Raw genomic sequence first — 11,892 nt, 5'->3', positions numbered from 1 at the left:
CCCCCGGAAACATGCTGATCCCGTCCCCAAAATGGCTGCGCGGTGAAGATATCGCCACCTCAGAAATTACTCCACGCCATCTCTTCGAATCGCGTCGGCGCTTGCTGGCGATGGCAGGTGCCGGGGCGGCCGGCAGCATGCTGACGCCGTGGTTCGCTCGTCAGGCATTTGCACAAGGCAAGGGCACGAAGCTGCCCGCCACACCCAACAACAGCTACGTTGTCACGGAAAAACGCACGCCCTACGAGGACGTGACCACCTACAACAATTTCTACGAATTTGGCACGGACAAATCCGACCCGGCCCGCTATGCCGGCACGCTGCGGCCGCGCCCGTGGCAGGTCTCGGTCGAGGGCCTTGTCAAGCAGCCGAAGGTCTATGACCTCGACGAGTTGATGAAGCTCGCGCCCATGGAGGAGCGGGTCTACAGGCTGCGCTGTGTGGAAGGCTGGTCGATGGTGATTCCCTGGATCGGCTACTCGCTGGCCGAGTTGATCCGGCGCGTGGAGCCGCAGCCCGGCGCCAAATTCATCCAGTTCATCACACTGGCCGACAAGAAGCAGATGCCGGGTGTCAGCAGATCCGTATTGGACTGGCCGTATAGCGAGGGACTGCGCATGGACGAGGCGATGCATCCGCTGGCGCTGCTCACGTTCGGCCTGTACGGCGAGGTGCTGCCCAACCAGAATGGTGCGCCAGTGCGCATGGTGGTGCCGTGGAAGTACGGGTTCAAGAGCGCCAAGTCGATTGTCAAGATTCGCTTTGTCGACAAGCAGCCGCCGACCAGCTGGAATCTCGCCGCCGCCAACGAGTATGGTTTCTACTCCAATGTGAATCCGGATGTTGACCATCCACGCTGGAGCCAGGCGACCGAGCGGCGTATCGGCGAGGACAAGGGTGGTGGCGGCTTCTCCGCACTGTTCGCGCCCAAGCGTAAGACGCTGCCGTTCAATGGCTATGGCCAGCAAGTAGCGTCGCTGTACCAGGGCATGGACCTGAAGAAGTTTTTCTGATGGCGGAGCCGGATATGACTGCAAGCCAGACTGCCGCCTCACCGGTGGGGCGCGCGCCGGCACGCCCGGGGGGCGGACTCGCGATGCTGTCGCCGTCGCGCGTCCGTGCGGTGAAAATCATCGTGTGGCTGCTGGCGCTGCTGCCGTTCATGCGCTTGCTCTACCTTGGCGCAACGGCGCAGTTCGGTGCGAACCCGCTGGAGTTCGTCACGCGTTCCACGGGCACCTGGACACTGGTCATGCTTTGCATAACGCTGGCCATCACACCGCTGCGCCGGCTCACTGGCTGGAACTGGCTCATCCGTCTGCGCCGGATGCTTGGTCTGTTCGCCTTCTTCTACGGCCTGCAGCATTTCCTGCTGTGGATCGGCGTGGACCGCGGATTCGACGTGGCCTATATGATCAAGGACATCGCCAAGCGCCCGTTTATCACGGTGGGATTCGCCGCGTTCGTGCTGATGATTCCACTAGCCGTCACGTCGACCAATGCGATGGTCAAACGTCTGGGTGGCAAGCGCTGGCAGGTGCTGCACAAGGCGGTGTATGCGATCGCCGTTCTGGGCATCCTGCACTACTGGTGGCACAAGGCTGGCAAGCACGACTTCAGCGAGGTGTCGATCTATGCCGGGGTGGTGTTCGTGCTCCTGGCGATGCGTGTGTGGTGGTGGGCGCGCAAGCCGGCGCCTGTCAGAACCGCGCAGGGCTGACACGCCAGGCCATGGAAACAAGAAGGGCGACGGAGGGAGGCTCCGTCGCCCTTTTTCGTTTCCCGACAGCGTCGATCGGTAATGCCGTCAGCGCTCGTGTCAGGCCTTGATCAGGTGCTCGTTGCGGAACAGGTCTGCCGGCCGCTCACGTTCGCGCACCAGGTGCACGGCACTACCATCGACCATCACCTCTGCCGCGCGACCTCGCGTGTTGTAGTTGGAACTCATCACAAAGCCGTACGCGCCGGCCGACATCACCGCCAGGAGGTCTCCCGGTTGCACGGCCAGTGCGCGGTCGCGCCCGAGCCAGTCGCCCGATTCGCAAACGGGGCCGACCACATCGTAGGTCATCGACGCTTCCGCGCGCGGCGCCACGGGTTCGATCCTGTGGAAGGCCTCGTACATCGCGGGGCGCGCCAAGTCGTTCATGGCCGCATCCACGATGCAGAAGTTCTTGGCCGCACCCGGCTTCAGGAATTCCACCTGCGTCAGCAGCACGCCGGCGTTACCCACCAGCGAGCGGCCCGGTTCAAACAACACTTCGCGGTGACCGTGGCCGCGTGCGGCCACCCGGTCCAGCAGCGTGGTGGCAAAGCCGGTGATGTCCGGCGGCGTTTCATCGTCGTAGGTAATGCCGAGACCGCCGCCCACGTCGATGTGATCCAGCTTGATGCCTTCGCGCTCGAGGGCTTCAACCACATCCAGCACCTTGTCCAGCGCTTCCAGGTACGGTTCCACCTCGGTGATCTGTGAGCCGATGTGGCAGTCGATGCCGGCCACTTCCAGGTTCGGTAACGCGCTGGCGGCGCGATAGGTCGGCAGCACGTCCTCGAAGGCCACGCCAAACTTGTTGCCCTTGAGGCCTGTGGAAATATACGGGTGAGTCTTGGCGTCGACGTCCGGATTGATTCGCAGCGACACGCGGGCTCGCTTGCCCACGCGTCCGGCCACCTCATTCAGGCGGTCGAGTTCGGGAATCGATTCGACGTTGAAGCCGCGTACATCGTTTTTCAGCGCCAGTTCCATATCGGCCGTGCTTTTGGCCACGCCGGAGAACACGACCTTGCGCGGATCGCCACCGGCGGCCATCACGCGCAGCAGCTCACCGCCGGACACGATGTCGAAACCGGCCCCCAGCTGCGCAAAGACCTGCAGCACGGCGAGGTTGGAGTTGGCCTTGACCGCGAACTGCACGTGCGCGTTGCGGCCCTTGCAGGCGGCGGCGTACGCGTTGTACGCCTTGGTCAGCGCGGCGCGCGAGTAGACGTAGGTGGGCGTGCCGAACTCGGCGGCAATACTGGCCAGAGGCACTTGCTCGACGGCCAGGGCGCCATTGCGGCGGTGAAAGAAATCGGTCATGTTCAACGTGCAGAGGGGGCGGAAGTGCCGCGGGTGGTTTCGGCCGGAACAGGCGCAGACGTGGCAGGCTCGTCCATCGGGCGGGCCGGCGAGACCGCGCCCGGCTGGCCCAGGCCCGGATCGGGCACATTGGGCGCGGTCGGGGCGGGCGGCACCTTGGGCATGACGAGCGGGCCACGAATGCCGCACCCGGTCAGGGTCATCGCGAGGCCGGCGGCAAACGCCGATACAATCGCACCACGACGCAGCATCGGGGAGTCCTTCATTGTCTGGATGGCTTTTCGGATGGCTGTAGGGAGCACCCGGAATCCGCGCAGGAATCCGGCGCAATGTCCCAATTTTTTCCGTGATTCATGCCGGCGATCGCCTTGTCTGGACGGGGCTGCCGGCGGCCTTGGAGTGTAGCATGCCCCCCCTGAGTGAAAGCGAGTTCCTGGTGCTGGCCGGACAGGCCCTTGACCGGCTGGAAGCCGACATCGAAGCCGCTGCCGACGCAGCCGACGCCGATATCGAAATCAATCGCACCGGCAATGTGATGGAGCTGGAGTTCGAGGATGGCTCCAAGATCATCGTCAACAGCCAGGCGCCGATGCAGGAATTGTGGGTGGCGGCCAAGGCGGGCGGCTTCCACTTTCGCCACGATGGGCAACAGTGGCTTGATACCCGGGGTGGCGGTGAGCTCTACGCGGCGCTATCCGGCTACATGAGCCAGCAAGCCGGCGTGTCGCTGAGCCTGAGGTAAGGGACTAAAGGACGATCCGCAAGCGGCGATCGTCGCCAACAAAAAACCGGCCATCGAGGCCGGTTTTTTTTCGGGATTGCAGCAGTTCAGGTTGCCATCAGGCACCGCCAAACATCTCCAGGATCTTCTTCTTTTCCGCCTCGGTATCCTGCGCCGGGCGCGAGCTTTCATCCGGCTTGCCGGGCCATGGATCGCCCAGGCCCACCGACGCCACGCCGGCACCGCCCGCGTTTTCTTCCAGCGTCCAGTCGCCGGCCACCATGACAACGCCCTCGGGTGCCTGACGATCCGGGCTTTCGGGCACGCCCTTGAGTGCCTTGCTCATGTAGCTGACCCAGATCGGCAGCGCCAGGCCGCCACCGGTTTCTCGTACCCCGAGGCTCTTGGGCTGGTCGTAGCCCATCCAGGCGATGGCTACCAGCTTGGGCGTGTAGCCCGCAAACCATGCGTCGACTGCATCGTTGGTGGTACCGGTCTTGCCGGCCAGGTCGTTGCGGGCCAGGCGCTGCTTGGCCGGATTGGCCGTGCCGCTGCGTACGACTTCACGCAGCATGCTGTCCGCGATGAATGCGGTACGGGCATCGAGCACGCGCACGGCATCCTGTGCGGCACGCTGTGGCTGCGTTTCGGAAATCACCTTGCCGCGCGAGTCGACCACACGCTGGATCAGGTACGGGTTGATGCGATAGCCGCCGTTGGCAAACACCGAGTACGCGCCAGCCATCTGCAGCGGCGTCACGCTGCCGGCACCGAGCGCCATCGGCAGGTAGGCCGGGTGCTTGTCGGCCTCAAAGCCGAAGCGCGTGATGTAGTCCTGTGCGTACTGCGTGCCGATGGCGCGCAGGATCCGCACGGACACGAGGTTCTTGGATTTGGCCAGTGCCCGGCGCATGGTCATCGGGCCCTCGAACTTCCCGTCGTAGTTCTTCGGCTCCCAAACCTGGCCGCCGGTATCCGGGCCAATCGTCAGCGGCGCATCGTTGATCACCGTGGCGGGGGAGAAGCCCTTTTCCAGCGCGGCGGTGTAGATGAAGGGTTTGAAGCTCGATCCGGGCTGGCGCCACGCCTGCGTCACGTGGTTGAACTTGTTGCGGTTGAAGTCGAAGCCGCCAACCATCGCGCGGATCTCGCCGTCTTCCGGATTCAGCGAGATGAACGCGGCAGCCACTTCCGGCAACTGCGTCACCGACCACGTGCTGTCCTTCGGATCCTGCGTCACGCGGATGATCGCGCCGGGGCGGATCCTGACCTTGGGCTGGGCGTTGGCCGAGAGCGACGGCGCGATGAAGCGCAATGCCGCGCCTTCGATCGTCGCAACCTCGCCGGAGAGCAACGTGGCGCGCACTTGTTTCGACGTGACGCTGGTCACCACGGCGGAGCGCAGGTCGTCGCTGCCCGGGTGTTCCACCAGGGCGTCGTCAATGGCCTGCTCGCGCTCGCCTGCGTCCGACGGCAGGTCGATGAACGCTTCGGGGCCGCGGTAGCCGTGCTTGCGTTCGTAGGCCATGATGCCGCCGCGCACGGCCTCGTACGCGGCGTCCTGGTCGGCCTTGTTCAGCGTGGTGTAGACCGTCAGTCCGCGTGTGTACGTTTCCTCGCGGTACTGGGCGTACATCAGCTGGCGCACGATTTCGGCGACGTATTCCGCATGCGTGGAGAACTCGTTGCCTTCGCCACGTACCTTCAGTTCCTCGCGCACGGCCTGGTCGTATTGCTCAGGCGTGATGTACCGCAGGTCGCGCATGCGCTGGAGGATGTATTCCTGTCGTACCTTGGCCCGCTTGGGGTTCACCACCGGGTTGTACGCGGACGGCGCCTTGGGCAGGCCGGCCAGCATCGCGGCCTCGGCCGGCGTTACGTCCTTGATCGACTTGCCGAAGTAGACGCGCGCGGCGCTGGCAAAACCGTAGGCGCGCTGGCCCAGGTAGATCTGGTTCATGTACAGCTCGAGGATCTGGTCCTTGGTCAGGTTGGCCTCGATCTTGTACGCCAGCAGCATCTCGTAGATCTTGCGCGTGTAAGTCTTTTCGCTGGACAGGAAGAAGTTGCGCGCCACCTGCATGGTGATGGTGGATGCGCCCTGCGACAGCCCGCCACGCACGTTGGCCAGCCCGGCGCGCAACACGCCCACGAAGTCCACGCCGCCGTGCTCGTAGAAGCGGTCGTCCTCGATGGCCAGCACGGCCTTCTTCATGACCTCCGGGATTTCGGTGATCGGCACGAAGTTGCGGCGCTCTTCGCCGAACTCGCCAATGAGCACGTTGTCGGCGGTGTAGATCCGCAGCGGAATCTTGGGACGGTAGTCGGTGATGGTGTCCAGCGACGGCAGGTTCGGCGCCGCAACCAGCAGTGCATAGCCCAGCAGCAGCCCCGCGGCGACGATGCCCGCGACAAGCAGTCCGATCACCCAGAACATGGCCCGTACCCAGAGTGGGCGGCGGACGGGAAGGGACGGCTTCTGTTGTGCTGTGACCATAAGGGGTTTACCTGTTCAGAGTGCCCGGATTATATCGTCGGGGATGGGGCCTTCTCGGTGCGCGGTGCCGCAAAAGGCGCTATCCCGCTGTTACAAGATGTAATGGCGCTGAGATCAGCATGTAACGTCACGAAGGTCTGAGGCGCGGCGCGGCCTGGCGGGTCATCGCGAGTGCATGAGGGTGGGGCGGGATCGTCAGACGGGGTGGGGCGGCAGAAGTAGGGATGGTGCGACGCCTGGCAACGAGGGTTTTGCCGACCGTCGGATTTTGACAACGCTTTCGCATGGCCACTCTGAAAAAGAAAGCGTGGTCAAACCGGCACATTGCCAGCGCCTCTGGTTTTTGTGAGAATCCACGAACATAAAAGAGCAAACGTTTCATCCAAGAAACTGGCTCGCACCATTAGAGCAGTCATGCCGTGGGCGAGTTCAAATGTCAGGGGGTCACCTTGCGACGGGGCATCTTGTCGGGTCTTCTGCGCCGGACTACGGTCGGCGTAGATATTGGGTCGTCCAGCGTCAAGGTCGTGGAACTGTCCGTTGGGGCGGGCAAACACGACTTTCGTCTGGAGAAATGCGCCAGCGAACTGCTGGATCGTAACGCCGTTGCCGATGGCAACGTCGTCAACATCGAAGCCGTGGGTATCGCGCTCAAGCGCGCGCTCGGCAAGGCGGGCATCCGCACCAAGGACGTCGTCCTCGGGGTGCCGTCCATGCTGACCGAATCCCAGACGGTCAGTCTGCCGGACAACCTGTCCGAAGACGAACTCTATTCCCAGGTCGAGTCGGAGGCCCACCGCCTCTATCCGCCTTCGCAGGCGGTCAACTTCGATTTCGCGGTCATCGGACCCAACGAAACCGAAGGCGGCATCGGCGTGCGCGTCACCGCTGCAAACAGCGACCGCGTGCAGGAGCGGGTGACTGCCGCCGAAATGGCCGGTCTCAAGCCGCAGGTGATGGATGTCGAGGAGTACGCCGTGCAGCGCTCGGTCGTGCAGATGCTCGGCGTGCCTGCCGGCCTCACCGAGACCGACGCCAAGGACCTCCCGGTAGTGGCTGTCGTCCACCTTGGTGGCAGCCGGTCCAAGGCCATCTTCTATCAGGGTTGGAAGGAACTGTACGAGCAGCCGCTGAACAGCTACGGCGACCAGCTCACGCAGAGTGCCGCGCGCATGTTCACGCTCGACGCGCTGAAGGCGGAGATCAAGAAGCGCAAGAACACGCTGCCTGAAGCGTGGCGTGCGCAACTGCTCAAGCCGTCGCTGGAAGCGCTGGCCATGGAGGTGCAAGGTGCCATCGGCAACTTCGTCTCCAGCTCCAGCCTCGGCCGCGTCGACGAGATCCTGCTCTCTGGCGGGCATGCCTCGCTGCTCGGGGTACAGGCCGCCATTCAGCAGCAGACGCAGATCACCACCACGCTGGCCAATCCTTTCGCCAACATGATGACCGCGGGCAAGGTCAACGAGCGCTATCTCCAGCGCGACCTGCCTGCCTACATCGTCAGTGCGGGACTGGCATTGCGCGGGCTGCAATAACCCACCGGGGGGAGAAGCATGTCCACGACGACGAATACCATCCCGTCGGTTAACCTGCTGCCGTATCACGAGGCGCGCAAGGCAGCCCGGCGCAAGAAGGTCTACACCATGCTGGGCGGGGCGGCGGGCGCAGGTGCGCTGATCGTCCTGATCGGCGGTTTCTATATCGACTCCCAGATTGACGCGGTGAACGCGCGCAATCAGGTGCTGACCGCGGCCAACACCAAGATGGATGGCCAGATCAAGGAGGTCAACACCCTCAAGAAGGACATCGAGGCACTCCTGGATCGTCAGAAGGCCATCGAAAGCCTGCAGGCGGAGCGCAACCTGCCCGTGCAGTTGCTTGAGGAACTGGTGCGCCAGGTGCCGGAAGGCGTGTACCTGACCAGCCTGAAGCAAGCCGGCGACACCTTTGTCATGGCCGGCGTGGCCCAGTCCAACGAACGCGTGTCCGAGCTGCTGCGCAACGTCAGTCAGGTTGCATGGCTGGACCGGGCCGAGCTGGTGGAGTCCAAGGCCGTGACCATGACCAACAACCTGCGTGAGCAACGCCGGCTGTTCGATTTCTCAATGCGCTTTGCCTATCGCGCGCCGGAAGTGCCGGGCGACAAGAAGAAGGGCGCCTCCGATGCCGCGGCCAACCCCGCAGGCGGAAAGGTCTGATCATGGCGCTCAATTCCGATATCTCCCTGCAGGACCTGACCGCGCAGTTCCGAGGCCTGAACCTGAACGAGCCGGAAACCTGGCCGACCGTCCCACGCTTGCTGTTCTCGGTGCTGGCTGCGGTAATCGTGCTGGTGCTCGGCTGGCAGTTCTACTGGAGCGACAAGAGCAACGAACTCGACCGCAGGCATGCCGAGCATGAAACGCTGAAGCAGCAGTACAAGACCAAGGTGGCGCAGATCGCCAACCTGGATGCACTGCGTGCGCAGAAGGTGGAGGTCGAGAAGCGCGTGGCACTGGCCGAGCGCCAGTTGCCGAACAGCACCGAGATGGACGCACTGCTGGCCGACGTGAACCACGCCGGCGTGGCGCGCGGCCTGCAGTTCGAACTGTTCAAGCCGCAAGCCGCCACGGTCAAGGCCTACTTTGCCGAAATCCCGGTCAACCTCAAGGTCACCGGCCGCTATCACGACGTTGCGTTGTTCAACGCCGACGTGGCGGCGCTCTCCCGGATCGTTTCGATGCGCAACCTGAACATGTCAGTCGCCAAGGACGGCACGCTGTCGATGGAAGGGGTCGCCATGGCCTACCGGGCCCTGGATCCGGAAGAGCAGGCCGCGCAGCGCCGCGCAGCGGCAGATGCCGCCGCCAAGAAGGCCAAGGGAGGTGCCAAATGAGCCGCCTGACCCGACGCCCCCGGATCGCCCTGCATACGCTGGCGGCAGCCGCGCTGGCTGTCACGGCGCTGGCCGGTTGTGGCCCCAGCGAGGACGAAAGCCTGCAGCAATGGATGAACCAGACGCGAACGGCCAAGTCGCCGCCGCCGGATCCGCTGCCGGAGGTCAAACCTTATGTGCCGCGCGAGTACGGGGGTCGTACTTCGCCGGAGCCGTTCGCGCAGACCAAGATCGGCGAACTGAACAAGGCGTTGTCTGAGTCGCCGGAGGCCGGACGGCGACACGAGCCGCTTGAGGATTTCCCGCTGGAGAACTTCAAGATGCTCGGCATGCTGAAGAAAAACGGCGAGACCTACGGTGTCGTACGCGTAGATAACAAGATCCATCACGTCAAGGTGGGTCAGTATCTCGGCCAGAGCTATGGCCGGGTGGTCCGCATTAGCGATCAAGAGATCGTGTTGCGCGAATTGGTTCGGGAAGGGGTCTCAGATTGGAAAGAGAAAATGACCAGCCTGAAGCTGGAGGCATCCGCATGATCACGGCACGTTGGTACCGGGCGCTTGCGGGCGCGGCAGCGATGGCATTCGTGCTGGCCTCTCCGGCCGCACTCGCACAGACTAACCAGCTCAAACAGGTGGACGCCAATGTAGTCGGCGAGCAGACCGTCTTCACGGTCGACCTGCAGGGCCCATTGGCGCAGAAGCCTGCGGACTTCACCACGCAGAACCCGGCGAAGATCGCGATCGACTTCTTCGACACGGGTTTTGCCGCCGGGCGCGCGCAGTATGACTACTCCGGCAAGCTGCTCAAGAGCGCCAACGTCATGCAGATCGGGGACCGCACCCGCGTGGTGCTGAACCTGAGCCGCAGCGCAACATATCGTACGGAAGTGCGGGGCACGCAGTTCGTGGTGCTGATCGACAACGTATCGCAGGCCGCCATGACGGCAGCGCCGACGTTCGCGGCCAGCCCGGCCCCGGCGGCGGCGGCCAACCGTCCGTCGGTGCGCAATATCGACTTCCGTCGTGGCACCGATGGCGCCGGCCGCGTGGTTGTGGACCTGTCGTCGCGCGATTCGGGCATCAACATCGCGCAGCAAGGCCAGAACCTCGTCGTCGACTTCATGGGTACGACGCTGCCGGCGGATCTGCGCCGCCGCTTCGACGTGACGGACTTCGGCACGCCGATCCAGGGCATGCGTGCTACCGACGCCAACGGCAGCGCACGCCTGACGATCGAGCCGCGCGGCAACTGGGAATACAGCTCCTACCAGACGGACAACCAGTTCGTGGTGGAGGTGCGTCAGGTCAAGGACGACCCGAACAAGCTGATCGCTGGCCAGGGTTACCGCGGTGAGCGCCTGTCGCTGAACTTCCAGAACATCGACATCCGGTCGCTGCTCCAGGTGTTCGCCGACTTCACGAACCTGAACATCATCACCAGCGACACGGTGCAGGGCAACCTGACACTGCGGCTGAAGGATGTGCCCTGGGATCAGGCGCTGCAGATCGTGATGGACTCGAAGGGCCTGGCGTCGCGTCGCAACGGCAACGTGCTGTGGGTGGCTCCCAAGGCTGAACTGGCAACCAAGGAAAAGCTCGAGCTGGAAGCGCAGCAGCAGATCACCGAGCTCGAGCCGATTCGCAGCCAGGTGTACCAGCTGAACTACCAGCGTGCCGATGACGTCCGCCGGATGCTGCTGGGCCAGGCGACCACGGGCGGTGGCGCGGGCGGTAGCGCTGCGGCGGCTCCGGTCGGCGGCGCTGGCGGGACGATGGGCGCGACCCGGATGCTGTCCAAGCGTGGCTCGCTGACGGCGGACCCCCGCACCAACCAGCTGTTCGTGTCGGACGTCGCCAGCAAGCTGGAAGAAGTGCAGATCTTCCTCCAGAAGATCGACATCCCGGTGCGTCAGGTGATCATCGAGGCCCGTATTGTCGAGGCGAGCGACACCTTCAGCCGCAACCTGGGCGTGAAGCTGGGCTTTGCATCGCAGCGCTCGGGCGCCGGGTACGGCAACACCTACACCAACGTGGTGAGCCCGATCACGCAGGACGCCAAGTGGGATAACGGTCCGGCCCTGAGCCTGCCCGCGGCGGCGATCAACGGCACGAACCCCGCGTCGGTGGCCTTCAGCATCTTCAATGCCGGGGCAGGTCGGTTCCTGGCGCTGGAGCTGTCGGCCCTGGAAGCCGATGGCAAGGGCAAGATCATCTCCAGCCCGCGTGTGGTCACCGCCAACAACATCAAGGCGCTGATCGAGCAGGGTACGGAGCTGCCGTACCAGTCGGCTACATCGAGCGGTGCAACGTCGATCCAGTTCCGCAAGGCCAACCTGAAGCTCGAGGTCACGCCGCAGATCACGCCGGAAGGCAATGTGCTGCTGGATGTCGATGTGAACAAGGACAGCGTGGGTATCCAGACCACCGCCGGCTTCGCCATCGACACCAAGCACGTGCAGACGCAGGTGCTGGTCGAGAACGGCGGCACCGTGGTGATCGGCGGTATCTACGGTCAGGAAGAAAGCAACAACTACAACAAGGTTCCGTTCCTGGGCGATCTCCCGATCATCGGCTACCTGTTCAAGAACAACGCCAAGATCAACAACCGGACCGAGCTGCTGGTGTTCCTGACGCCGCGTATCCTCAACGACAATGTGTCGCTGAAATAACGCCAACCGGGTGCAGCAGAGAGCCCGGATGCAGTAGACTGGCAGGCCG

General features: G+C 63.8%; 11 protein-coding genes. 8 read left to right on the top strand and 3 right to left on the bottom strand.

Features of this window, described 5'->3' with window-relative positions:
* The first annotated feature begins 11 nt into the window (after window positions 1-11).
* Together msrP and msrQ are read left to right on the top strand one after the other, a co-directional pair.
* On the top strand, window positions 12-1,013 hold the full coding sequence (gene msrP / locus BLR29_RS26360; RefSeq protein WP_092141194.1) for a protein-methionine-sulfoxide reductase catalytic subunit MsrP: 1,002 nt from the start codon (window positions 12-14) through the stop codon (window positions 1,011-1,013).
* A complete protein-coding gene (gene msrQ, locus BLR29_RS26355) occupies window positions 1,013-1,720 on the top strand; it encodes a protein-methionine-sulfoxide reductase heme-binding subunit MsrQ (RefSeq protein WP_092141192.1) in 708 nt (235 codons plus the stop codon). Before msrP ends, msrQ begins: the two co-directional genes overlap by 1 nt.
* Window positions 1,721-1,819: 99 nt before the next feature.
* On the opposite strand, the gene lysA is transcribed toward msrQ, so the two are convergent.
* Together lysA and BLR29_RS26345 are read right to left on the bottom strand one after the other, a co-directional pair.
* A complete protein-coding gene (gene lysA, locus BLR29_RS26350; RefSeq protein WP_092141190.1) occupies window positions 1,820-3,079 on the bottom strand; it encodes a diaminopimelate decarboxylase in 1,260 nt (419 codons plus the stop codon).
* Window positions 3,080-3,081: 2 nt separating this feature from the next.
* Window positions 3,082-3,330, bottom strand: coding sequence for an LPS translocon maturation chaperone LptM (locus tag BLR29_RS26345; RefSeq protein ID WP_092141188.1), 249 nt, complete (start codon window positions 3,328-3,330; stop codon window positions 3,082-3,084).
* Window positions 3,331-3,485: 155 nt separating this feature from the next.
* Between BLR29_RS26345 and cyaY the strand changes: the two genes are divergently transcribed.
* Window positions 3,486-3,821 (top strand): iron donor protein CyaY, encoded by a 336-nt coding sequence (cyaY, locus tag BLR29_RS26340; protein ID WP_092141186.1) that lies wholly within the window; start codon window positions 3,486-3,488, stop codon window positions 3,819-3,821.
* Window positions 3,822-3,918: 97 nt separating this feature from the next.
* Here the strand turns inward: cyaY and BLR29_RS26335 are convergent, their stop codons facing one another.
* Window positions 3,919-6,297, bottom strand: coding sequence for a penicillin-binding protein 1A (locus BLR29_RS26335; RefSeq protein WP_092141184.1), 2,379 nt, complete (start codon window positions 6,295-6,297; stop codon window positions 3,919-3,921).
* A 464-nt stretch (window positions 6,298-6,761) separates the two neighbouring features.
* Between BLR29_RS26335 and pilM the strand changes: the two genes are divergently transcribed.
* From pilM to pilQ, 5 genes are read left to right on the top strand one after another with little or no spacing between them, the layout of a single operon-like run.
* Window positions 6,762-7,832 carry a type IV pilus assembly protein PilM gene (gene pilM / locus BLR29_RS26330; protein ID WP_176861067.1) on the top strand — a complete coding sequence of 357 codons (1,071 nt, stop codon included), beginning with the start codon at window positions 6,762-6,764 and terminating at the stop codon, window positions 7,830-7,832.
* An 18-nt stretch (window positions 7,833-7,850) separates the two neighbouring features.
* On the top strand, window positions 7,851-8,495 hold the full coding sequence (locus tag BLR29_RS26325; RefSeq protein ID WP_092141182.1) for a PilN domain-containing protein: 645 nt from the start codon (window positions 7,851-7,853) through the stop codon (window positions 8,493-8,495).
* A gap of 2 nt (window positions 8,496-8,497) precedes the next feature.
* Window positions 8,498-9,172, top strand: coding sequence for a type IV pilus inner membrane component PilO (locus BLR29_RS26320; RefSeq protein ID WP_092141180.1), 675 nt, complete (start codon window positions 8,498-8,500; stop codon window positions 9,170-9,172).
* Window positions 9,169-9,708, top strand: coding sequence for a pilus assembly protein PilP (locus BLR29_RS26315; protein ID WP_176861066.1), 540 nt, complete (start codon window positions 9,169-9,171; stop codon window positions 9,706-9,708). Before BLR29_RS26320 ends, BLR29_RS26315 begins: the two co-directional genes overlap by 4 nt.
* Window positions 9,705-11,843, top strand: coding sequence for a type IV pilus secretin PilQ (pilQ, locus tag BLR29_RS26310; RefSeq protein WP_092141178.1), 2,139 nt, complete (start codon window positions 9,705-9,707; stop codon window positions 11,841-11,843). The genes BLR29_RS26315 and pilQ overlap by 4 nt, the downstream gene beginning before the upstream one ends.
* The last annotated feature ends 49 nt before the right edge of the window (window positions 11,844-11,892 follow it).

The sequence above is a fragment of the Cupriavidus sp. YR651 genome, from assembly GCF_900101625.1.
In the GTDB taxonomy this organism is placed as follows: Bacteria; Pseudomonadota; Gammaproteobacteria; order Burkholderiales; family Burkholderiaceae; genus Cupriavidus.
Note: the sequence above shows the minus strand (reverse complement) of the source record. Positions and strands in the feature narration are given on the sequence as shown.

Excerpts from the sequence above, each read along its gene's own strand:
- lysA (WP_092141190.1), bottom strand. The coding sequence starts at position 3,079 with ATGACCGATTTCTTTCACCGCCGCAATGGCGCCCTGGCCGTCGAGCAA.
- cyaY (WP_092141186.1), top strand. The coding sequence starts at position 3,486 with ATGCCCCCCCTGAGTGAAAGCGAGTTCCTGGTGCTGGCCGGACAGGCC.
- BLR29_RS26335 (WP_092141184.1), bottom strand. The coding sequence starts at position 6,297 with ATGGTCACAGCACAACAGAAGCCGTCCCTTCCCGTCCGCCGCCCACTC.
- BLR29_RS26320 (WP_092141180.1), top strand. The coding sequence starts at position 8,498 with ATGGCGCTCAATTCCGATATCTCCCTGCAGGACCTGACCGCGCAGTTC.
- BLR29_RS26315 (WP_176861066.1), top strand. The coding sequence starts at position 9,169 with ATGAGCCGCCTGACCCGACGCCCCCGGATCGCCCTGCATACGCTGGCG.
- msrQ (WP_092141192.1), top strand. The coding sequence starts at position 1,013 with ATGGCGGAGCCGGATATGACTGCAAGCCAGACTGCCGCCTCACCGGTG.
- pilQ (WP_092141178.1), top strand. The coding sequence starts at position 9,705 with ATGATCACGGCACGTTGGTACCGGGCGCTTGCGGGCGCGGCAGCGATG.
- BLR29_RS26325 (WP_092141182.1), top strand. The coding sequence starts at position 7,851 with ATGTCCACGACGACGAATACCATCCCGTCGGTTAACCTGCTGCCGTAT.
- BLR29_RS26345 (WP_092141188.1), bottom strand. The coding sequence starts at position 3,330 with ATGCTGCGTCGTGGTGCGATTGTATCGGCGTTTGCCGCCGGCCTCGCG.
- msrP (WP_092141194.1), top strand. The coding sequence starts at position 12 with ATGCTGATCCCGTCCCCAAAATGGCTGCGCGGTGAAGATATCGCCACC.